The organism is Kitasatospora sp. NPDC005751, from assembly GCF_040630835.1.
Classification (GTDB): domain Bacteria; phylum Actinomycetota; class Actinomycetes; order Streptomycetales; family Streptomycetaceae; genus Kitasatospora.
The window spans coordinates 28,783-49,248 of sequence record NZ_JBEXYC010000024.1 but is presented as its reverse complement, the minus strand read 5'-3'; the positions used below and the strand labels follow the sequence as shown (position 1 = coordinate 49,248).

General features: G+C 74.9%; 21 protein-coding genes. 9 read left to right on the top strand and 12 right to left on the bottom strand.

The genetic code is table 11. The annotated features are described in order from the left end of the window. Window positions 1–22: 22 nt before the first annotated feature. The 4 genes from ABZ497_RS21770 to ABZ497_RS21755 all read right to left on the bottom strand — a co-directional run bounded on the left by ABZ497_RS21770 (window position 23) and on the right by ABZ497_RS21755 (window position 4,239). The gene (locus ABZ497_RS21770; protein ID WP_359807581.1) at window positions 23–2,107 is read right to left on the bottom strand and encodes a xanthine dehydrogenase family protein molybdopterin-binding subunit; all 2,085 of its coding nucleotides are present in this window, start codon (window positions 2,105–2,107) and stop codon (window positions 23–25) included. Beyond that, a complete protein-coding gene (locus tag ABZ497_RS21765; RefSeq protein ID WP_359807578.1) occupies window positions 2,104–3,099 on the bottom strand; it encodes a xanthine dehydrogenase family protein subunit M in 996 nt (331 codons plus the stop codon). The genes ABZ497_RS21770 and ABZ497_RS21765 overlap by 4 nt, the downstream gene beginning before the upstream one ends. Next, window positions 3,096–3,647, bottom strand: coding sequence for a (2Fe-2S)-binding protein (locus ABZ497_RS21760; RefSeq protein ID WP_359807576.1), 552 nt, complete (start codon window positions 3,645–3,647; stop codon window positions 3,096–3,098). The genes ABZ497_RS21765 and ABZ497_RS21760 overlap by 4 nt, the downstream gene beginning before the upstream one ends. Before the next feature lie 130 nt (window positions 3,648–3,777). Further along, window positions 3,778–4,239 carry an STAS domain-containing protein gene (locus tag ABZ497_RS21755; RefSeq protein ID WP_359807573.1) on the bottom strand — a complete coding sequence of 154 codons (462 nt, stop codon included), beginning with the start codon at window positions 4,237–4,239 and terminating at the stop codon, window positions 3,778–3,780. Window positions 4,240–4,381: 142 nt separating this feature from the next. Here ABZ497_RS21755 and ABZ497_RS21750 point away from each other — a divergent pair, with 142 nt between their 5' ends. Next, window positions 4,382–4,798, top strand: a complete 417-nt coding sequence (locus tag ABZ497_RS21750) for a helix-turn-helix domain-containing protein (protein WP_359807570.1) — start codon at window positions 4,382–4,384, stop codon at window positions 4,796–4,798. Between the two features lie 162 nt (window positions 4,799–4,960). Here the strand turns inward: ABZ497_RS21750 and ABZ497_RS21745 are convergent, their stop codons facing one another. Then, entirely contained in the window at window positions 4,961–6,172 is a 1,212-nt protein-coding gene (locus ABZ497_RS21745; RefSeq protein WP_359807569.1) for a serine hydrolase domain-containing protein, read from the bottom strand. A 579-nt stretch (window positions 6,173–6,751) separates the two neighbouring features. On the opposite strand from ABZ497_RS21745, the gene ABZ497_RS21740 reads away from it, so the two are divergent. The 3 genes from ABZ497_RS21740 to ABZ497_RS21730 are packed head-to-tail and all read left to right on the top strand — an operon-like array spanning window position 6,752 to window position 10,148. Continuing rightward, window positions 6,752–7,018, top strand: a complete 267-nt coding sequence (locus ABZ497_RS21740; RefSeq protein ID WP_329485709.1) for a hypothetical protein — start codon at window positions 6,752–6,754, stop codon at window positions 7,016–7,018. Window positions 7,019–7,020: 2 nt separating this feature from the next. Continuing rightward, the gene (locus ABZ497_RS21735; protein WP_359807567.1) at window positions 7,021–9,150 is read left to right on the top strand and encodes a DUF6571 family protein; all 2,130 of its coding nucleotides are present in this window, start codon (window positions 7,021–7,023) and stop codon (window positions 9,148–9,150) included. After that, the gene (locus ABZ497_RS21730) at window positions 9,150–10,148 is read left to right on the top strand and encodes a hypothetical protein (RefSeq protein WP_359807565.1); all 999 of its coding nucleotides are present in this window, start codon (window positions 9,150–9,152) and stop codon (window positions 10,146–10,148) included. Before ABZ497_RS21735 ends, ABZ497_RS21730 begins: the two co-directional genes overlap by 1 nt. A gap of 19 nt (window positions 10,149–10,167) precedes the next feature. Here the strand turns inward: ABZ497_RS21730 and ABZ497_RS21725 are convergent, their stop codons facing one another. The 4 genes from ABZ497_RS21725 to ABZ497_RS21710 form a co-directional block, all read right to left on the bottom strand. Continuing rightward, window positions 10,168–10,518, bottom strand: a complete 351-nt coding sequence (locus ABZ497_RS21725) for a hypothetical protein (protein ID WP_359807563.1) — start codon at window positions 10,516–10,518, stop codon at window positions 10,168–10,170. 217 nt (window positions 10,519–10,735) lie between these two features. After that, the gene (locus ABZ497_RS21720; protein WP_359807561.1) at window positions 10,736–11,677 is read right to left on the bottom strand and encodes an NAD-dependent epimerase/dehydratase family protein; all 942 of its coding nucleotides are present in this window, start codon (window positions 11,675–11,677) and stop codon (window positions 10,736–10,738) included. A gap of 95 nt (window positions 11,678–11,772) precedes the next feature. After that, the gene (locus ABZ497_RS21715) at window positions 11,773–12,255 is read right to left on the bottom strand and encodes a GreA/GreB family elongation factor (protein ID WP_359807558.1); all 483 of its coding nucleotides are present in this window, start codon (window positions 12,253–12,255) and stop codon (window positions 11,773–11,775) included. 152 nt (window positions 12,256–12,407) lie between these two features. Further along, on the bottom strand, window positions 12,408–12,836 hold the full coding sequence (locus tag ABZ497_RS21710; RefSeq protein ID WP_359807556.1) for a VOC family protein: 429 nt from the start codon (window positions 12,834–12,836) through the stop codon (window positions 12,408–12,410). Between the two features lie 77 nt (window positions 12,837–12,913). On the opposite strand from ABZ497_RS21710, the gene ABZ497_RS21705 reads away from it, so the two are divergent. Continuing rightward, window positions 12,914–13,807, top strand: coding sequence for a helix-turn-helix domain-containing protein (locus tag ABZ497_RS21705; protein WP_359807554.1), 894 nt, complete (start codon window positions 12,914–12,916; stop codon window positions 13,805–13,807). A gap of 101 nt (window positions 13,808–13,908) precedes the next feature. Next, the gene (locus tag ABZ497_RS21700; RefSeq protein WP_359807551.1) at window positions 13,909–14,541 is read left to right on the top strand and encodes a hypothetical protein; all 633 of its coding nucleotides are present in this window, start codon (window positions 13,909–13,911) and stop codon (window positions 14,539–14,541) included. 107 nt (window positions 14,542–14,648) lie between these two features. Here the strand turns inward: ABZ497_RS21700 and ABZ497_RS21695 are convergent, their stop codons facing one another. Next, window positions 14,649–14,849 carry a hypothetical protein gene (locus tag ABZ497_RS21695; protein ID WP_329485718.1) on the bottom strand — a complete coding sequence of 67 codons (201 nt, stop codon included), beginning with the start codon at window positions 14,847–14,849 and terminating at the stop codon, window positions 14,649–14,651. Window positions 14,850–15,006: 157 nt separating this feature from the next. Between ABZ497_RS21695 and ABZ497_RS21690 the strand changes: the two genes are divergently transcribed. After that, a complete protein-coding gene (locus ABZ497_RS21690; RefSeq protein WP_329485719.1) occupies window positions 15,007–15,261 on the top strand; it encodes a hypothetical protein in 255 nt (84 codons plus the stop codon). Between the two features lie 24 nt (window positions 15,262–15,285). On the opposite strand, the gene ABZ497_RS21685 is transcribed toward ABZ497_RS21690, so the two are convergent. Next, window positions 15,286–16,158 (bottom strand): oxidoreductase, encoded by an 873-nt coding sequence (locus tag ABZ497_RS21685; protein ID WP_359807548.1) that lies wholly within the window; start codon window positions 16,156–16,158, stop codon window positions 15,286–15,288. Between the two features lie 71 nt (window positions 16,159–16,229). On the opposite strand from ABZ497_RS21685, the gene ABZ497_RS21680 reads away from it, so the two are divergent. Together ABZ497_RS21680 and ABZ497_RS21675 are read left to right on the top strand one after the other, a co-directional pair. Beyond that, window positions 16,230–17,219 carry a DUF5937 family protein gene (locus ABZ497_RS21680; RefSeq protein ID WP_359807545.1) on the top strand — a complete coding sequence of 330 codons (990 nt, stop codon included), beginning with the start codon at window positions 16,230–16,232 and terminating at the stop codon, window positions 17,217–17,219. Window positions 17,220–17,341: 122 nt separating this feature from the next. After that, window positions 17,342–18,736, top strand: a complete 1,395-nt coding sequence (locus ABZ497_RS21675) for a glycosyl hydrolase family 28-related protein (RefSeq protein WP_359807543.1) — start codon at window positions 17,342–17,344, stop codon at window positions 18,734–18,736. Window positions 18,737–18,777: 41 nt separating this feature from the next. Here the strand turns inward: ABZ497_RS21675 and ABZ497_RS21670 are convergent, their stop codons facing one another. Then, entirely contained in the window at window positions 18,778–20,391 is a 1,614-nt protein-coding gene (locus ABZ497_RS21670) for an MFS transporter (RefSeq protein WP_359807541.1), read from the bottom strand. Window positions 20,392–20,466 lie beyond the last annotated feature (75 nt).

The window sequence follows — 20,466 nt, the reverse complement described above, 5'->3', positions numbered from 1 at the left end:
CGCGGTGCTGTGCCGGCGCCGATCAGCCCGGCAGCGCGTCCAGCAGGAGCTCCGGGCGCACCGGGAGGTCCCGCACCCGGACCCCGGTGGCGTGGTGGACGGCGTTGGCGACGGCCGCGGCGGTGCCGACGATGCCGATCTCGCCGATCCCCTTGGAGCCCATGGGGTTCAGGTGCGCGTCCTCCTCGTCGATCCAGTGGGCCTCCACGGACGGGATGTCGGCGTTCGCGGCCACGTGGTACGCGGCCAGGTCACGTTCGGCGTGGTCTCCGAACTCCCGGTCCATCGTGCTGTGTTCGAGGAGCGCCATCGAGACACCCATGATCATCCCGCCCACCAGCTGCGACCGGGCGGTCCGCTCGTTCAGGATCCGCCCGGCCGCGAAGACCCCGAGCAGCCGGCGCAGCCGCACCTCTCCGGTGTCGGCGTCGACCGCGACCCGGACGAACTGGGCGCCGAAGGCGTGCCGGGCGTACTCGCGACCGGCCTTGACCGCCCCCGTGGTGTCCGCCAGGTGGCGCAGCCCCTCGGCGGGCAGCGGCGCGGTGCCCCGTTCGGCCAGCGTGCGGCGCAGCCCGGTGCACGCCTCGTGGACCGCCCAGCCCCAGGACGCGGTGCCCGACGACCCTCCGGCGAGCGGAGCCCGGGGCAGGTCGGTCCGGCCGATCGCGACGCCGACCCGGTCCGCCGGCACACCGAGCGCCTCGGCCGCGATCCCGGTGAGGGCCGCCCGGGCGCCGGTGCCGATGTCGGTGGCGTTGGTGCGCACCAGGAAGGTGCCGTCCGGGAGGGCGACGGCCTCGGCGGTGGAGGGCGACACCAGCACGGGGTACGTCGAGGCGGCGACGCCGCAGCCGAGCAGCCAGGCCCCCTCGCGACGGGGCCCCCGGGCGCGCTCGCCCGCCCAGTCGAACCGGCGCGCACCCTCCCGCAGGCACTCCACCAGGTGGCGGCTGCTGAACGGGCGGCCGGAGTCCGGCTCCACGGCCGGTTCGTTGCGCAGGCGCAGGTCGACCGGGTCCAGCCCGCAGGCCTCGGCGAGCTCGTCCATCGCGCATTCCAGGGCGAACATGCCCGGCGTCTCGCCCGGGGCCCGCATCCAGGAGGGGGTGGGCACGTCCTGGCGGACCACCCGGTGCGACGTCCTGCTGTGCGGCGCCGCGTACATCACGCGGGCCGGCACGGCGGCCTGCTCGACGAACTCGCGCAGCGTCGAGGAACGGGTGACCACCTCGTGCGCCAGGGCGGCGAGCCGGCCGCCGTCGTCGGCTCCCAGGCGCAGCCGGTGCACCGTGGGCGAGCGGTGGCCGGTGAGGGCGGGCAACTGGGCCCGGGGCAGGGCGAGCCGGACGGGACGGCCGACGTGCCGGGCGGCCATCGCCGCCAGGACGACGTGCGGCCTGGTGGTGCCCTTGCTGCCGAAGCCGCCGCCGACATGCTCGCTGATCACCAGGACGTCCTGCGGCGCCACCCCGAACAGTGCGGCCAGGGTCTCCTGGACGTTGTTGCTCCCCTGGCTGGAGTCGTGCACGGTGAGCCGGCCGTCGGCCCACCGGGCGGTGGCGGTGTGCGGCTCCATCGGGTGGTTGTGCAGCGGGCCGATGCGGTAGGTGCGGTCGATCCGGACGTCGGCCTGCTGGTAGGCGTGGTCGAAGTCGCCGTGGGTGCGGACGGCGGGGTGGCCGCCGTTGGCCTTCTCGGGCGTGTAGAGGCCGGGGTGGTCGTCGGTGAGCACGACGTCGTGCGGTTCGGCGGCGTAGCCGATCCGGACGGCCTCGGCCCCCGCCCGGGCGTCCTGCGGGGTTTCGGCGACGACCAGGGCGGCCACCTCGCCGCGGTGCGCGACCCGGGGGGACTGCAGCACGGCCAGCGTCGGGTCGCCGTCCGCGGGCAGGGTGAGCACGGGTGCGTCGCGGTGGCTGAGCACCGCGACGACCCCGGGGATCGCCAGGGCGGCGGCGGTGTCGACGGCGGTGATGTCGCCGCGGGCGACGGTGGTGGGGACCGGCCAGGCGTGGAGCAGCCCGTCGGGGTGGTGGTCGCCGGCGTAGCGGGCGGCTCCGGTGACCTTGTCCAGGCCCTCCGGTCGGGCGAGGTCGCTGGTCATCGCTGCTCCTGACCGGTGGCGAGCAGGCCGAGTTCGCGGACGGCGATCCGGCGGGCCAGCGCCACCTTGAACCCGTTGTCGGGCAGCGGGCGGGCGGCGGCCAGTTCGGCGTCCATGGCGGCTCCGACGGCGGCCTCCGTGAACGGCTCGCCGAGCAGCGCGGCCTCCGCGGTGAGGGCCCGCCACGGCCGGGGGGCGAGGGCGCCGAAGGCGAGCCGTACGGTCTCGACCCGGCCGTCGCGCAGGGTCAGGAGGGCGGCGAGCGAGCACGTCGCGAAGGCGAAGGAGGCCCGTTCGCGGACCTTGCGGTAGACCGAGCGCGCCCCGGCCGGGGGCGGCGGCAGCTCGACGGCGGTGACGAGTTCGGCGGGCCCGAGTTCGGTCTCGCGGTCCGGGGTCGAGCCCGGCAGGCGGTGGAAGGCGGTCAGCGGCATGGTCCGGTCCCCGGCGGGGCCGGTCAGGTGCAGGACGGCGTCGACGGCGACGAGCGCCACCGCGAGGTCGGAGGGATGGGTCGCCACGCAGTGCTCGGAGGTGCCGAGGACGCCGAGGTCGCGGTGGACGCCGGTGCGGGCCGGGCAGCCGGAGCCGGGCAGCCGCTTGTTGCACGGCTTGGAGACGTCCTGGAAGTAGAGGCAGCGGGTGCGCTGGAGCAGGTTGCCGCCGGTGGTGGCGGCGTTGCGGAGCTGACCGCTGGCCCCGGCCAGGACGGCCCGGGACACCACCGGGTGGCGCTCGCGGACCAGCGGGTGGTCGGCGAGGTCGCTGTTGCGCACGTTGGCGCCGATCAGCAGGCCGCCCTGCGGTGTCTCCTCGACGCGGTCGAGCGGTAGGCGGGCGATGTCGACGAGCAGCCCGGGCCGTTCGACGCCGAGCTTCATCAGGTCGACCAGATTGGTGCCGCCGGCCAGGGCCTTCGCGTCCGGACGCCCGGCCAGCAGGGCGACGGCGGCGGCCACCTCGGTGGGCCGGGTGTAGCCGTGGGGCTTCATGCCGGACCCTCCTCGTTCCCCGCCCCGGCCCCGGTGGCCGACGCGCCCCGGCCCTCGGCCTGGGCCTGCCGGACGGCCCGGACGATGGCCGGGTAGGCGCCGCAGCGGCAGATGTTGCCGCTCAGCAGTTCGCGTAGCGTCGCCTCGTCGGTCGGAGCGGGGTCACCGGCGGTCTCCGCGAGGACACCGGCCGCCGAGCAGAGCTGGCCCGGCGTGCAGAAGCCGCACTGGAAGGCGTCCTGTTCGAGGAACGCCCGCTGGAGCGGGTGCGGGCCGTCCGGGCCGGCCAGGCCCTCGACGGTGGTGACCGCGCGGCCGTCCTGGGCGACGGCCGGCAGCAGGCAGCTGTTGACCCGCCGTCCGTCCAGCAGCACGGTGCAGGCACCGCACTGGCCGTGGTCGCAGCCCTGTTTCGCACCGGTCAGACCGAGCCGGTCGCGCAGCACGTCGAGGAGGGTGGCGCGGTGGTCGACCGTGAGGGTGTGCGGCCGGTCGTTGACGGTCAGGGCGATCCCGCTGCTCGTCGCGAGGGTGTCGGTGGCATCCATGGCCCACGCATTCCACGCGGGGCCCCGCCGGACACCCCCCGACCCGCCCGACAACCGCTTCGCCGTACACCGCCCCGGCGGGCGCGCCGGTGGTTACCGGGTCCGCCGGTTGTCACCGGTCCGCCGGTGGTCACGGCGGTGCGAGGTCGCCCTCCGGGCGGCCGCCTCCTCCGTCGGGGGCCGGTGCGGACACGAACAGGCCGAGGGTGTCGGTCAGCACGAGGAGCCGCCGCACCACCTCGCTGGCCGCGGTGAGGACTACGTCGCGCCCCCCGTGTTGGGCGGTCACCCGCAGGTTCAGCAGGGTGTTGAGGCCGGTGCTGTTGCAGAAGGAGACGCCGGACAGGTCGACGTCCAGGCCGCTACCGCTGGCGTCCAGGGCCCGTTCGAGCGCCTCGTCGAGCGGCCCGGCGGCATCGAGGTCGATCTCCCCGGTCACCCGCGCCAGGACCCGGTCCCCGTTCCGCGCGGTCTCCGAGTGCATCCACAGGCCGTGGGCGAGCCGCTGTCCGAGCGGGCGGCCGCCGTTCACCACCGCCGCCGGCGAGGCCGGCGCGGCGTCGGTGCTCCTTCGGTACGGGTCTTCGACCATGGCCTCCTCCTCCGGGCGACGCAGGCGGACCCTTCAAGGGTGGGCCCTTCAAGGGTGGGACCCATCGCTTCGCTCGTCAACCGATGCCCGAACGCCGATTCGCCTGTGGCAAGAAGGGAATCGGCACTCCTAGGATGGGGGTATGGCCCTGGAAGGATCAGCGCGAACGGGCTGGACGTTCGTGACCAACCACGCCCGGGTGCTCGCCGCGATCGCCCGCGACCCCGGGGTTCGGCTGCGCGATGTCGCGCTGGAGGTCCAGCTGACCGAACGCGCCGTCCAGGCCATTGTGACCGACCTGGAGCAGGCCGGCTATCTCACCCGGTCCCGGACCGGGCGCCGCAACCTCTACCGGATCGCCGCCGGCACCTGGCTCCGGCACCCGGCGGAGTCCGGGCTGAGCGTGGCCGAACTCCTCGACCTGCTGGCCCGGGCCCACCACGACGGCGCCCCGGGGCAGGGGGCGGCGGAACCCTCCGGGGCCGGGGAGCAGGACGGCGACGGGCGCCGACACGCCCCGCAGCGGTCCGACCGGCACGCCGGCCGCCAGGTGTCCTGACCGGGTGGGTCGGTCAGTCCGCCGGGATGTGCGCGAGCATCCGCTCAACGCCGCCCACCCAGGTGGCCCTGAGCGCGTCGATCGCCCTTCTTCCTCGGCCTGGAGGCCGGCCGGAGCCGGCGGGCCCGGAGGCCCGGCCGGCCCGCGGCGCGGCGGGGACCGTCAGCCCTCGGCCGGCAGCTCGTAGACGTGGTCCGGGGTGATGATCGAGGTGATCGCCCTGGCCAGCAGGGTGCTCGGCTCGAAGCCGTCGTGCAGGATGTCGGTGTTGATCAGGAGCACCATGGTGGCCTCCTGCTCCGGCAGGTACATCGTCACGCTCTCGTAGCCCGGCAGCGAGCCGTTGTGCCCGACCCAGCCGTGCGTCCGGAAGAGCCCCAGGCCGTACCCGGCGCCGTCGAAGCCGGGGACGGTGATGAACTTCTCCCGCTGCGCCTGGGTGGCCGGGGACAGCAGGGTGCCGGTGGCGACCACCTTGGCCCAGCGGCGCAGGTCGTGCAGGTCGGAGATCATCGCACCGGCCGCCCAGCCCCAGCTCGGGTTCCAGTCCGTGGTGTCGGCGACGTCGCCGCTCAGCGTCTGGTTCGTGTAGCCGTGCGCGTGCGGCTGCGGGAACTCCGCGCCGGTCGGGAGGAAGGTGTGGTCCAGGTGGGCCGGCCCGGTGACCCGCTGGTGGACGAAGTCCTTGAGCGGCATCCCGGCGAGCTTCTCCACCAGCAGGCCGAGCAGCACGTAGTTGGTGTTGGAGTACTGGAACGCCGCGCCCGGGGCGAAGACGTTCTGGTGGGTGAAGGCGTAGGCCAGCACCTCCTGCGGGGTGAACGACCGGGTCGGGTCGCTGAGCAGCGCCTGCTGGAAGGCCGGGTCGGCCGTGTAGGAGAACAGGCCGCTGCGCATCTCCAGCATCTGCCGGACGGTGATGTGCTCGCCGTCCGGGACGCCGTCCAGGTAGGCGGCGATCGGGGTGTCCAGCCCGACCAGGCCGTCGTCGACCAGTTCCAGGACGGCGGTGGCGGTGAAGGTCTTGGTCTCGCTGCCGATCCGCATGTTGAAGTCGGTCCGCATCGGCGCGCCGGTCACGGTGTCGGCGAGCCCGGACGAGCGGACGTAGGTGCCCCGGCCGGGCAGCCAGAGCCCGACGATCACCCCGGGGATGCCCGCCTCCAGGCGCGTGCACTCGATCGCCTCGTCGAGGCGGGCCGCGAGCGCGGGGTCCAGCCCGTGCGGCGGCCGGCCGTCGGCGGACCGGTCGGCGGCGGTGGCGGCCACCGCCACCGGGGCGGCCTGGACCGGGGACACCGAGAGGGTGACGGGCGCGAGGGTGGCGAGGGCGAGCAGGGCGGTGGCCAGTCTGCGTGCGGGCACACGGCGCATGGGTGGGGGTCTCCTCCGGAAGTGGGCGGACGCTGCGAGGCCAAGGTCACCACCCCCGTGGCCCCGCCCCGCGCGCCCGCCGCCCACCCCCCGGCGAGTCCATCCGTACGGACCACCGCCACGCTCGGTCCCCTCAGCTCACCGGGCCGGGCCCGCCCGGAGCCCCGGGGCCCACCGGGCGGGCCGGGCCCGGCGGCGCCGCACACCGCCGCCGGAAATCCTGACGAAATCCTTACGCGAGCGCCTCCGGGCCGGACACCACCCCCCTGACCTGCCGCGACGACCGTCCGCCGGCCGGGCGGGCCACCGGCCGCACCCCGGTCCCACCCCGGCGCCCCCGGTCCGCCCCCTCCGCTCCGGGAGCGGACTCGCCGAGGGGAGTACGATCGCGCCGACGAAGCGCCAAGTGGGGTCGACCGCAAGCCCGGTGACGCTCAGCGCACCCGGCGGCCAGGCCGCCGGGAGCCGCGGAACCGCTCGCCGTCCCCCCACCGGGCGCGTGAGGCGACGAGTCGAACGGGGGCGGTCGGCATGAGCACACCGGCGGGTAGTGGTCAGTTCAGCGTGAACAGTCAGGCGATGAAGGGTTCGCAGTCGGCCTTGAACGGCATGGCCCTGGACTGCCCCACCATCGGCGCGCTGGCGGACGAGTCGACCAACGCGGCGGCCGCCGCGCACCAGGGCTGGGACACCGCCGGTGCGCTGCGCGCGGCACTGGCCGAATGGCACGAGCAGGTCGAGCAGTTGACCGCGCGGCTGCACCGGAACAGCTCCGCGATGGAGCAGACGACGCTCAACTACCACACCACCAACCAGTCCATCGCCGACCTGCTCAAGGTGAAGTGACCATGCTCGGATACGAGGACGTCCTCCACGCGAACCCCGGCACGCTGTCCACCGCCGCGACGCAGTGGCGGGCGATGGCCGACCGGTTCCACACCATGGAGGGCAGCTTCGACCGCGACGTGCTCTCGGTGACCCGCGACGGCCTGTGGACGGGCGGCACGGCCGGTCTGGCCGACTTCCAACTGATGGCGACCAAGGGGCAGATCGTGGCCGCCCAGGTCGAGGCGAAGGCGATGGCCTCCCTGCTCGACGACGCGCGGGCGGACTTCGAGGCCGCGCAGAAGCAGGTCCGCGACGCCGCGGACGGTGCGGTCAAGGCCGGCTTCAAGGTCACCGGCACCGGCGTCGCCGTGCTCGATCCCAGCACGCTCGACCCGGGCACGCTCAACGACCTCCACCACGACGCCGACACCCAGCGGGCCTACCAGGAGGCCGCGGGCAAGTGGACGCAGGCCATCGAGGCCGGCCTCCAACGGGCCACCGACGCCGACCAGCGCGCCGCCCGCGCCCTGCGCAGCGCCTCGAAGGCCGGCAGCTTCGACAACTCCTTCAACGGCTCGGCGCTGGGCGGCGGCGACCAGGCGGACGCGCGGCGCGCCGCCGACCTCGCCACCCGGATCGACAGTCTGAACGGCGACGAGCGGGCCCAGCTGGCGAACCTGATGAAGGCCAACGCGGACAGCCCCGAGTTCTCCCGGACACTGCTGGACACGCTCGGCCCCGACGGCACCCTGAAGCTCGCGGAGAAGCTCAACGACCCGGGCAAGGACGACGGGAAGAAGGGCAGCTACCCCGGTCTGCAGACCGACCTCACCCGGGCCGTCGCCTCCGCCACCCAGGACCCGAACACCGAGTTCTACCGGAAGTGGCGGGCCGGCCTGCGGGAGAACGGCACCAGGAACTTCGGCTCCAACACCGAGCCGGTCTACGGGTACCAGATCCTCGGCACCCTGATGGGCAAGGGCGACGCGAAGTACTCCACGCCCTTCCTCACCGACCTCGGCGACGACATCATCGCCGCCGAGAAGAAGCAGCCGGGCCTGTGGAGCTACCGGGCGTCGCACGACGGCACCTCGCTCGGCGCCGACCCGCTGGACGAGCTGCTCGGCGTCATGGGCCGTCAGCCCGAGGCCGCGACCTCCTTCCTGGACCCGGGCGCGGACGGCTCCAACCAGCGGCTGCACTACCTGCTGAAGGACCGGGACTGGCCGCAGGGCTACCTCACCGGCTACACCGGCGAGATGAAGATGCCCGACCCGCTCTCCCAGAGCGGCCTGGCCGCCGCCGTCGAGGCCGCCGCCACCGGCGAGCGGGCCGGTACCGCGCACGACGGCAAGCACACCGAGGCCCAGGCCCGCGTCATGCACGACACCATCGTCACCATGGACGAGGGCCACGGCGGCGACAAGATCAAGGACACCCTGCGCCGGCCGCTCGCCAACGCCCTCGCCGACTACGTCGGCGACACCCACGAGCTGCTCAACGGCCGCAACGACGTCTACAACGGCCACACCGGCCACGACTCGGTGTGGAAGGACGGCGACACCACCCGGATGGCCGTCGGACAGGACAGCCTGGTCCGGTTCATGCGCGGCCTCTCCGACGATCCGGCCGCCTACGGCACCCTGCACCGCGCCGAGACGGGCCGGATCGACCAGGAGCTCGCCGCCATCGGGCCCAACCCCACCGAGGCCCAGATGAAGGACCCGATGGGCAAGGGCGCGGCGGCGCTCGGGGTCTTCGACGCGATCCGCGCCGACGCGGACCTGGACATGCGCGACGACAAGAACGCCCAGGCGGACTGGAAGGCCAAGGTCCTCTACCACACCATCGGCGCCCCGATCACCCCGATCGCACCGCTCGGCGACGCCGCCCAGCGCCTGGTCGACACCTGGACGTACGAGGTCAGCCTGGAGGAGAAGGACCGCAACAACAGCGAGGCCAACGCGAAGGTGTCGGACACCTACCTCGGTGCCAACCGCCAGATGTCCGACATGGTCGGCATCTGGGCCAGGGACCGCGGCATGGACCCGGACGGCCCGACCGTCAACTCCCTCCAGGACGACATGCTCAACAGCCGCAACCGCAGCAACGACGTCGCCGGCCGCTACCTCGGCCGGGGCAACGCCTGATGGCAGCCACGCCCGGGGCCCGCCGCACCGCGGCCGCCGCCACCGCCCTGGTGGTGGCGGCCGCGGTCGGCACCGGGCTCTGGTGGACGCTCGGGCGCGACGACCCCGACCGGGACTGCGCGGGCCTGCGCACGGACGCCCGCGTCCGGACCGTCCTCGGTGACACCTGGCGGTCCGACCTGCCGTGCGGCGAACTCGCCGCCGGGCTCCGCCGCGCCACCGTCGGGACGCGGCCCGGCGCCCACACCCTCGGGCAGGCCCACGCGATGCGCACGGTCGTGCTGGCCGTCGCCGACTCCGCCGGCCACCGGGTGCACCCGGACGTCCGCGGCCCGCTCGCCGAGGCCCTCGCCGACTACGCGGCCGACACGCACACGGTGCTCACCGGCGTCAGCAACACCGCGATGGCGCACGACGGCCCGGACGACGACGCCTGGCAGGACGACCGGGGGGTGCACTTCGCCGTCCGCGAGGACCAGTTGATCGAGGTCCTGCGCGGCCTCGCCGAGAGCCCGGCGGCCTACGCCGGCCTGCGCGGGGCGGACCTGCGGCAGGGCGCGGCGGGCCTGGCCGCCGTCCCGGCCGACCCGTCGCCGGCCGCGATCGAGGACCCGCTGGCCCGCGCCGCCGCACCCGCCGGGGTCTTCGACGGGATCGCCGACGACGTCCTGCGCGGGCGCTCCGGCGCCGCCCGGACCGCCTGGCAGGAGGGGGTGCTCCAGGGCCTGGCCCCCGCCGGGGCACCACCCGCGTTCGGCGACGCCCCTGCCGAGTACCTCGCCCGGACCTGGCTGGGTCGGCTCGCGGAGCCCGCGCCCACCGCGCGGGAGCGGTTCGCCCGCCTCGACGACCAGGCCAACGGTCTCCTGGGCCTCTGGGCCGACGCCACCCACCAGGACGGGGCCCGGATCGGTCTGCCCGCGCTCCGGGACCGGGCCCGCGCGTCCACCGACCGCGAACGGGGCGCCGCGGCCGGACAGCTCGAGCAGGAGGCCTGACCGGCGCCGCCCCGACCGCCTAGGCCGGCCGGGGGCGCTGTTCCTCGTGGCCGCAGAGCCAGGCGAGCGCCTGGTAGGCGCCGAGGGCGTAGTCGGCGTCGTCCCGCAGCGGCTCGCTCACCCGGACGGCCGCGGCCTGGCACTCGGCCAGGAGCTGTGCCCGGCACGGCCCTCCGGCGGCGCCGAGCGGGGCCGCCGCGGTCACCGGGGCGCCGGGCTGGGCGCCGGCGGCCCAGCGGTAGGCGCCGAGTACTCCGTGTTCGAAACCGGTCCACGGTTGCGGCGACTGGTTGGCTTCCTCGATCGCCTCGAACACCTCGTCCAGCCCCCGCACCCCCACGGCCGGGATCGTCGTTTCGTCACTGGTCATGACCGCAACCTACGTCCGGCGGCGCCCGGTCGCCCGCCGAGGACGCCCGGCGGCGCGGTCCGGCCCACCGGGACCGGGTGTCCGTTCCCCTGGCGGTACGGGGGACGGCGGGCCGCGCACGCGGCCGGCGGCGTTGGGCCGCGGGAGGGGTCCGGCCCGCCCCGGGCAGCGCCCCACCCGTGGCGGCTCAGCCCGTGGCGGCTCAGCCCGTGGCAGCTCAGCCCGAGGTGGCGACCCGGTCCCGCCACCACCGCAGCGTCGCCGCGACCTGCTCGTCGACGGGGGTGGCCCGCACCGCGAACTCGGCCTCGTAGGCGCTCGCGTCGACGACGAACGGGCGGTCGAACTGGTAGCGGGTCTCCTTCAGCTCCCGGAGCAGCGGGGAGAAGAGTGCCGCCACCCCCAGCACGGCCGGCGCCAGCCTGCGCACCGCGACCGGCCCCGTTCCCGCCCCGGCGGCGAGGCGGTCGACCATCTCCCGGGCGGACCGCGCGGGCGCCGTCGGGACGTGCCAGGCCCGCCCCCAGGCGCGTTCCTCGCCCGCGACCTCGACCAGCGCCCGGGCCACGTCGGGCAGGTAGCTCCAGCTGTGCGGGGCGTCCGGATCCCCCAGCGTGGAGACCGGCTTGCCGCGCAGCACGCGCGGCACGACCCGCCCCGCCAGGTGCCCGCCGTCGGTCACGCCGGGCCCGAAGAAGTCCGAGGCCCGCACCTCGACCGCCCGGATCCGGTCCTGCTCGTGCAGTCGGCGCGCCTGCTCCCACAGCGCGGCGCGCACCCGACCCTTGGGCCCGGTGGCCGCGAGCGGCAGCCGCTCGGTCAGCGGGCCCGCCACCGGGCCGTAGCCGTAGAGGTTCCCGAGCATGACCAGCACGGCGCCGCTCGCCTCGGCCGCCGCGCAGGCCGAGGAGGCCAGCGGCGGCCAGTCCCGCACCCAGTGGTGGTACGGCGGCGCGGCGCAACTGTGGATCGCGGCCGCGCCCTTCGACAGCTCGGTCAGCCGGGCGCTGTCGGCCGCGTCCGCCGCGACGTGCTCGATCCCCGGTTCCGGGCTGCGGCCCGACCTGGTGACCACCCGTACGGTATGCCCCTGCTCGGCCAGCAGCCTGGCGGTGGCCGCCCCGGCGGGCCCGAATCCCATAACGACATGAAGGCTCACCCACGCACACTAGCGCGACCGTACGGTGTCCTTTCGACCGTCGGTCCGCGCTCCGGGGCCCGGAGTTGGCCGCCCGGCGCCCCTGGGGGACCGGCTCAGGCCGGGCCGGGCGGCGCGTCGATCGCCAGCACCTCGGCGGTGGCCGGGCCCGCAGGCGTGTCGTAGGAGACGGCTTCCCCGGTGCGGCGGCCGAGCAGCGCATGGCCGAGCGGGCTGTCGTAGGTCACCAGGGTCTGCTCGAACTCGTTGGCGAGCTCGCCGATCTGGAACGTCTCCTCGCCGCCGTCGGCGAACCGGAGGGTCACGGTGCTGCCCACCCCGATGACACCGGGCGGAACGGCGGGGGCCGTCGCCCCCTCGCTCAGTCGCGCGGTGATCCCGGCGATCCGGGCGTCCAGCCGGGCGGTCTCGGTGACGCGCTGCAACTCGTCGGCCTGGTCGGCCAGATCGCCGGCGGTATCGGTGCCGGTGCCTTTCAGGGTCGCCGCGACGGCGTCGCGTTCGATCCGCAGCTGCGCGAGCTCCTGTTCGAGGGCCTCACGGGCCTCGGGGCCGATGGGCTCGGGGACACCGGTCATTCCTGCTCCCGTGGTGTGGCGGGACAGAACAAATCGCCCTGAAGCGGGTATTTCCGAGCATAGCAAGGACCGTTCGGGCCGGTCGCCCCGGCGGCGCTCCCGGCAGGGCGACCGACCGGCCCCGTGTCCGGCCGGTCACCCCCCGGGGCCGGTCAGTCGCCGGCCGTGGTGGGGCGGTGGTGGACGTACTCGACCACCGTGCCGTCGGGGTGGCGGACGTTGAACCCGGCACCGGTGGGAACGTCCCGGAGCGGGACGACGATCTCCGCCCCCTCGGCGAGCAGCCGCTCGTAGTAGGGGCGGACGTCGTCCACCAGCAGCGTGCCGCTGGTGCCCCGGTACGGCGCCAACTCGCCCTCCTCGCCCGCGATCAGCAGGAACGCGCCGACGGTCGCCAGCCGCAGGGCGCCGAAGTCGAAGCCGGAGTCGGCCGTCACCGCCTGCAGCCGCTCGTAGAAGGCGACGGCGCCGTCCAGGCCGTCCGGTTCGAGGAAGACCCGGATCAGGACACGGGGCTCGGCGAGGTGGGAGGAGTCGTTCTGCCGGCGCCACACCCGGGGCGTCCGCTGCTCAGCTGTCATACCGTCAGCCTCGCCCGTCCCGGGCGGTGGTGGCAGCCCACCGTTCATGGGGTGAGTCGCACTCATAGGATCAGCCCATGGACGAGTCGCTACGCCGAGAGCTCGGTGCCCATCTGCGCGCGGCCCGGGCGTCGATCGCCCCGCAGGACGTCGGCCTCGGCGCCGGCGGCCGGCGCCGCTCCCCCGGGCTGCGCCGCGAGGAGGTCGCCACCCTCGCCGGGGTCAGCGTGGCCTGGTACACCTGGCTGGAACAGGGCCGGGTGAGCACCTCGCGACAGGTGGTCGACGCCGTCTGCCGGGCGCTGCGGATGGATCCGGTCGCCCACCGGCACGCCCTGGCGCTGGCCGGGTTCCTCCCCCCTCCCCCGCGCGCCGGGCAGTGGGCGGCGGCCGTCCCCGACCCGGACACGCTGGCGCTCGTCGACAGCTGGCACGCCACCCCGGCGCTGGTACTGGACGAGCGCTTCGACGTCCTCGCCGCCAACGCGGCCCACCGGCGCCTGTGGGGGCCCCTGGAGGAGGCCCCGGCCGAGGAGCGCAATCTGCTGCTGCACCTCGCCGCGGGCCCACCCGGACGCCACCGGATCACGGCCGGCCCCGCCGACGGGAACGGCCCCGGCGGACACGCGCTGCTGCGCGGCCTCTACGAGCAGTTCCGGGCCGCCACCGCCCACGTCCCCGACGACCCCCGGTCCGCGGAGATCGTCCGCCGGCTGCACGCGCTGCGGCCGGACGCCGCGCACTGGTGGCAGTGCCGCGCCGTCGCGGACTTCCGGCCGAGCACGGTCGAGGTGGTGGACACCGGGCGCCCGGACCGGGTGCTGCGGCTGACCTTCTCGCTGCTGCGGCCGGCGGCCGACACGGGGGTGCTGCTGCTCACCCAGCACCCGGCCGACGCCACCGGAGCCGCCCTGCTCGCCCGGCTCGCGGCGTGCGCCGACCCGACTGACGCGGCGTCAACCGGTCCGTAGGCAGAGCATGGTGTCCGGCGGTCCCGGCTCGTTCGCGCGGGTTCGGCCACCGCCGCGGGTGGAACACCCCCCAAGGGATTTCCGGTGGAGGGAACAGCGCCATGGGCCTCTTGCACACCGCCTGCACGGTGGCCGTTCCGCTCCTCGCGATGTGGTCCGTCCTGCGCGTGTGGTTCCGCGGCGACGCCGTGGTCGCGGACTCGCTCGCCGCGTACTGCTGGTCGGCCGTCGGCATCGCGCTCGGCCGGACGGCCGGTCCGTGGTGGCTGCCGGCCGTCTGCTGGACCACCGCGGGCGCCACCCTGCTGTCGCACGTGATGTCGCTGCTGAGGCTGCTGTTCGAGAAACCGCTGGTCCGGGTCGACCCGGCACGCTTCCGGGAGAGGCTGCTGGAGATCTGCGGGACGGAGACCGGACCGGAGGCCTTCCTGGTCGGCGTGGGCCCGGACGGCACGGTCGTGGTCCGGGGCCTGGAGGCGGCCGGAGTGCCGCGCCACCGGCACCGGCCGGGCCCCGGCTGCGCCACCTGCTACCTGGAGGAGTTCGTCCGCGAGCTCGCCGTCAACGGCACGGACGCGGTGGACCGCTACCGCGGCCTGCTGAAGCGCCGCGCCAACCGGCTCTTCCTGCTGCGGCGCGGGGTGGTCGACAACCGGTGGACGGCGGAGCTCCGGCAGGTGCCGGGCTTCAGGACGCCGTTCGAGTACTCTCCGTGCGCCGTCCACCGCCTCTGACGGCGCTCCGCACACCCCCGGTCGCACCGAAGCGGCCGTCCGAGACCGGCGCCGCGGTGGCACCGGTCTCGAACGGCCCCGGCAGCGGGTCCGCGGAGCGGAGGCGCTCAGGGAAGCAGCTTGTCCAGGGCGGCGGGGCCCTCCGCCGCCAGCTTCCGCTCCGCCCACGCGAGGGTCTCCGGGGTGATGTCGCGCCCGGAGGCCAGCACCAGGTCCTCGGGGGTGACCTCACCGCCGGCGCCGGTGTGCAGCAGGGCGTCCGGCGTGACCTCGCCGGGCCACTGAATCGAATCGGGTCGGTCGTTCATACCGCCTCCTAGTTCGTTCACTGCCTCCATCCTGGCGCCTGGAGGGCGAAAACGGACAGCCGTACGGGGTACGCGGGGCCAGATGGTGGAACCGGCCGCGCGCTCGGCCCGCGCGGGGGTGGCACCGGGAGCGCGCCGGAACCCGGACAATGACGGGATGAGCAGCGCACACCAGCAACCCCGTGGCCTCACCTCGCTGATCCCCCAGTCACGGGCCACCACGGCCAGTGAACGGGCCGCCGCCCAGCTCCTGCACCTGCGCGAGACCTCGCTGCCGGTGCCGGTGGTCGCGGCCGCCGCCGAACTGATCGCCGACCGCCTGGACGACCCGGATCCGGTCACCCGCGAGGTCGCCGCCGCCGTCCACAGCCGCCTGCTCGCCGCCCTGGCGGACATCGCGCCCGGCCGGTGAGCCCGCCCGGCGACCGGGGGCCGCTCAGCGGGTGCCGACGGCGTCCAGGACGCGCAGCGCCCGGTCGGGCAGCTCGACCGAGGCCGCCGCGATGTTCTCGCGCAGGTGCGCCACCGAGGAGGTCCCGGGGATGAGCAGGATGTTCGGGGAGCGCCGCAGCAACCAGGCCAGCGCCACCTGCCGGGCCGTGACGCCCAGGTCACGGGCGACGTCCTCCAGGGCGTCGGCCTGGAGCGGGCGGAAGCCGCCCAGCGGGTAGTAGGGCACGTAGGCGATGCCCTGCTCGGCGCACCGGTCGACCAGGTCGTCGTCCCCGCGCAGGGCGACGTTGTAGTGGTTCTGCACACAGGTCACCGGGGCGATGTCGCGAGCCGCCCGGACCTGCTCGGCGCTGACGTTGCTGACGCCGAGGTGGCGGATCAGGCCCTGCTCGCGCAGTTCGGCGAGGACGGCGAACGGCCCGGCGAGGTCGGCGGCGGCCCGGGTGTCGGTCATCCGCAGATTGACCAGGTGCAGCACCGGTACGTCCAGCCGCCGGAGGTTGTCGTGGACGGCCCGGACCAGCTCGTCGCGGGACAGGGCGGCGGGCCAGGCCCGGTCCGGGGTGCGGCGGGCGCCGACCTTGGTGGCGATGCACAGGTGCTCCGGGTACGGGTGGAGGGCCTCCCGGATCAGGTCGTTGACCACGTGCGGGCCGTAGTAGTCGCTGGTGTCGAGGTGCGTGATCCCGGCCTCGACGGCGGCGCGCAGGACGGCGAGGGCGGCGTCCCGGTCCCGGGGCGGCCCCCACACCTTCGGGCCCGCCAGCTGCATCGCGCCGTAGCCGAGCCGGGTGAGGGCCAGCCCACCGATCTTCCAACTGCCCGCCGCGGCCGGGGCGGTCGTCTCTGAGGTCATGCCCGGATGATCTCCGGGCCGTACACTGGGCCGCCAACGATTAAGGGATGTCCGAATCCTGAGGAGGCCGCGTGCACGCGGAACTGGCGTTCTCGGCCGCCGACCTGGCCCTGGTGCGGTTCGCCGTCTCGCCGATGTGGGAGGTGGGCACCAGCTACCGGCTGCTGGCCTCCGGCGCCGCGCACCCCGTGCACCAGCCGTGGATCCAGCAGGTCCGGCCGCGGGTCACCGCCGCGGGCCTGGACCGGGGGCTGCTCGCCGAGCTGGTGCCGCGCGCCGGCTACGTCGCCGACTTCCTCAACCCGGCGCCCGCCGGGCCCGCGCCCACCCTGGCGCGGGAGCTGGCCGGGATCCGCGCCACGCCCCCGTCCCGGGTGCACCAGGACCTCGAACGCCTGCGGGGCGAACAGGGCTCCCCCGGCCCCCGGCTGCGGGCCCTCCAGGCCTCCCCGCCGGCCCAGCTGGAGCGGCTGGCGGAGGAGATCGAGACGTACTGGGAGCTCGCCCTGGCCCCCTACTGGGCGCGGATCCGGGCGGTGCTCGACGCCGATGTCTTCCACCGGGCCCGCCAGGTCGCCGAGCACGGCACCGGGCGACTCCTCAACGAACTCCACCCCTCGGCGAGTTGGGACGACAACGCGCTGCGGATCGCCCGCCGGCGGCGGACGCTGTCCCGGCAGGGCGCCGGCGACGGGCTGCTGCTGATCCCCTCGGCGTTCACCGGGCCGCACCTGCTCACCCGGCTGATGCCGCCGGAGCCGCCCCAACTCGCCTATCCGGCCCGCGGCATCGGCGCCCTGTGGGAGTCCCGGCCGGCCCCGGCGGCGAACGCCCTGGCCGCCGTCCTCGGCCGCTCCCGGACCAGGCTGCTGACCGAACTGGACTCTCCGGCGTCCACCACCGAACTAGCCCGCCGCACCGGGCTCTCCCCGGCCGGGGTGTCGCAGTACCTCACCGCACTGCGCGACGCCGGCCTGGTCAGCGCCCACCGGGCCGGCCGCTCGGTGCTCTACGCCCGTACCTCCGTCGCCGAAGCCGTGCTGGCGGCACCCCGGCCCTGAGGGCGCCGGCCGAGGGGGCTTGACCGGTCGTCACCCGTCCTGCGATCTTGGCGGGCGACCGGGCGACCGGGCGACCGGGCGGCCGGGGGCCGCCGCGAACGGCAGTACCGAGGGGGAACAGAGTGAGCACGACGGGGGATGCGGGAATTCCGACGGGAGCAACGACCCGGCGGCGGGCGCTGCTCGCCGGAGCCGTCGCCGGGCTGACCGGCGTGGCGGCGGTCGCCGGCGCCGGACCGGCCGGCGCGGCGACCACCGGGAGCGGCACACCGGACTGGTTCGACGTCCGGGCCTACGGCGCGGTCGGCGACGGCGCGGCCGACGACACCGCCGCCGTCCAGGCCGCGATCAACGCGGCGGCCGCGGCCGGCGGCGGGACGGTCTACTTCCCGATCGGCAGGTACCGGGTCGTCCCGGCGGCGGGCGCCCCGGCGCTGACCGTCGGCGGCAACGGGATCCGCCTGGTCGGCGCCGGCAGCAAGGCGTCCATGCTGGTCAAGGGCGCGGACGGGATCCTGCTGCGGCTCTCCGGCGGCGGCGCGGACGGCAGCGGGGCCACCCACCGGCGGTACTGCGCGATCGAGGACCTGGGCTTCAACGGCAACCACCGGACCGGCCTGGTCCTGGAGCTGTACTACAACGACAACACCTACGTCCGCGACGTCTACATCACCACCAACAACGACCTATGCATCGACGCCGTGGAGTGCTGGGACTCGCGCTTCTCCAACCTCGTCGTCGAGTCGAGCACCGGACCGGCGGGCAGCACGACCCAGCCGAACGTCTGGCTGCGCAACAGCTCCGCCGTCGAGGGCTGGGGCTACAGCGAGGACAACGTCAACCAGATCCACTTCACCGGCTGCCGGTTCGAGGCGTTCGGCACCGGCGGTCTCTGGATCACCCAGGGCCCGGCCGCGCGGAACAACCCGAACGGGATCTACCTCACGGACTGCAAGTTCGAGACCTCCCAGCTGCAGGGCGGCCCGCACCTGAGGGTCGACGCCTCCTGCAAGCACGTCTACGCCCGGGACATCTACGCCTACGCGGGGAACTTCGCGCCCGGCTACGCCACCTCGCAGAACATCATCGCCTGGGCCGGCATCGCCAGCGCCCTGGAGAACGTCCTGATCGCCAACGGCCCGGTCGCCACCGTCAATTCCGGGGTCGACCTCTACTCCGGCCCCGGCACGGTCGCCGTCCTGCGCGACGTGGTCGGCCTCTACGGCACCAGGCCGACCGGCCACCACGTGTACTACGAGAGCTCCAGTTCGGGCGAGTTCCGGGTCGAGAACACCTACGGGAGCACCACCCAGGCCGGTACCGGCGTCAGCCAGTCCGGCGGCACCCTCCCGACGAAGCACGCGCCGAACCCGCCGCTGCGCCTGGTCGCCGGCCCGGTCGGCGACGCGAGCTTCACCCGGCCGCCGGCCGACGGGACGCTCGCCGTGGACACCGCGTCGAAGCGGCTGTACGTGCGGGTGGACGGCGCCTGGCTCTGGTCGCCGCTCAACCCGTAGCCGGACACCCGGCCCGACACCGCGCCCGCGCCCGCGCGGTGTCAGGCCGGGCCGGTGCCGCCCTCGGAGACGGCGGCGGTGTCCACGACCGGCGCGGGGTCGGCGGTGACCCGGGTGCCGGGGTGCAGCAGCGCGCAGACGAAGGCGACCGCGAGCGCGGCCGCCATGCCGTAGAGCACGGGCCCGTTCGCCTCGGCGAAGTCCTGCCGGATCGCGTCCAGCAGCGTGGCGCCGACGCCGTTCGGCGCTTGCGAGCCCGAGCCGTGGCCGGTGATGCCCTTGGTGACGGTGTCGGCGACACCGGGCGCGGCGTCCACCGGGACGCCGTTGGCGACCAGCGTGCTCCGCACGTTCCTGGTGGTGCTGTGCAGCAGGACGGTGCCCAGCACCGCCAGGCCCAGGCTCGCGGAGTAGTTGCGCACCGTCTGGGTGATCCCGGTGACCTCGCCGTACGAGGCGTTGATCGAGCGGTTGACGGCGTCCGTCGAGGCGGGGGTCAGCAGCAGCCCGATCCCCGCGCCCGCCAGGACGATGTACGGCCACTGCGCGCCGAGCGACAGGTCGGTGATCTTCGAGGCCCACAGCGCGAAGCCGACCGCGGACACCGCCGTGCCCAGCAGCATCGGCGGGCGCGCGCCGCGCCGGTCCAGCATCCGCCCGCCGATCTGCGAGCCGGGGGCGAACCCGGCGAAGAAGACCAGCAGGTAGAGACCCGCCTCGTTGGGCGTCTGGTCCAGCGCCACCTGCGCGTAGACGGAGGCGAAGAAGAACACCGGGACGAAGGCGATCATCGCGAAGAAGAGCACGGCGTTGTCCGCCGCGAAGGCCCGGTCGGCGAAGACCCGCATCTTGATCAGCGGGTGCTCGGTGCGCAGCTCCAGCGCGACGAACACCACCAGGACGACCAGCCCGCCGACGATGCACAGCCAGGTCGCCCAGCTGCCCCAGCCCCAGGCCGCCGCCTGCTGGAGGCCGAGCACGCTCAGCCCCATCCCGACGGCCACCAGCGCGGCGCCCGGCCAGTCGACCGGCTCGCGGCGGGGGTGGTTGCGGATGCCGGCGAGTACGGTCAGGACCACCGCGACGACCGCGACCGGCACGTTGACCCAGAAGATCGCCCGCCAGGTCCAGCTGGTCAGCCAGCCGCCGAGGATCGGGCCGATCGCGGTCAGACCGCCCGCGACCCCGAAGAAAAGCGCCAGCGCCCGGCCGCGCCGCTCGACCGGGAACACCTCCACCACCACGGCCAGCGCCGCCGGGAACATCAGCGCCGCGCCGAGGCCCTGCACCGCCCGGAAGCAGATCAGCCAGGTCTCGGCGGCACCGCCGGAGGGCACCGCGCCGCAGAGCGCCGAGGCGATCACGAAGGTGAGCGTCCCGATCAGCATCATCCGTTTGTGGCCGAGGACGTCCGCCAGCCGGCCACCGAGGGCGAAGAAGGCCGCGAGGGAGAGCAGGTAGGCGTTGACCACCCACTGCATCCCGACGGCCGACAGGCCCAGTTCGCGAATGATGTCGGGCGCGGCGATCGAGACGATCGTCTGGTCGATGAAGGTCATCGAGACCGCGAAGAGCATGGCCGCGAGCGTCAACGACTGGCTCGCCGCGACCGGCGCGGACTCCTTCGGGGTGCGGTCGGGCCGCGGTGTACCCATCCGTCGCGTCCTTCCGTTCCTCCGGGGCCTCCCGGTCCTCCGGTGGGTCCTCCGGTGAGCTCTTCGAGCCCGGAG